This window comes from Burkholderia sp. SIMBA_062 (genome assembly GCF_046534765.1).
In the GTDB taxonomy this organism is placed as follows: domain Bacteria; phylum Pseudomonadota; class Gammaproteobacteria; order Burkholderiales; family Burkholderiaceae; genus Burkholderia; species Burkholderia ambifaria.
In genome coordinates, this window is the sequence record NZ_JAWRYD010000115.1 from 1 (window position 1) to 481 (window position 481).

Genomic DNA, 481 nt, shown 5'->3' on the forward strand with positions numbered 1-481 from the left:
AGACTCGCTTTCGCTACGCCTCCCCTATTCGGTTAAGCTCGCCACTGAATATAAGTCGCTGACCCATTATACAAAAGGTACGCAGTCACCTAACAAGTAGGCTCCCACTGCTTGTACGCATACGGTTTCAGGATCTATTTCACTCCCCTCTCCGGGGTTCTTTTCGCCTTTCCCTCACGGTACTAGTTCACTATCGGTCAGTCAGTAGTATTTAGCCTTGGAGGATGGTCCCCCCATATTCAGACAAAGTTTCTCGTGCTCCGTCCTACTCGATTTCATTGATAAGAGATTTTCGTGTACGGGGCTATCACCCACTATGGCCGCACTTTCCAGAGCGTTCCACTAATCTCAAACCACCTTAAGGGCTGGTCCCCGTTCGCTCGCCACTACTAAGGGAATCTCGGTTGATTTCTTTTCCTCAGGGTACTTAGATGTTTCAGTTCCCCTGGTTCGCCTCTTGCACCTATGTATTCAGTACAAG

The 481-nt window shown here is 49.1% G+C and carries 1 rRNA gene; it reads right to left on the bottom strand.

The features are described 5' to 3' along the window. Positions 1-481: ribosomal RNA gene (locus SB786_RS35635) — 23S ribosomal RNA — on the bottom strand; the annotation flags it as partial.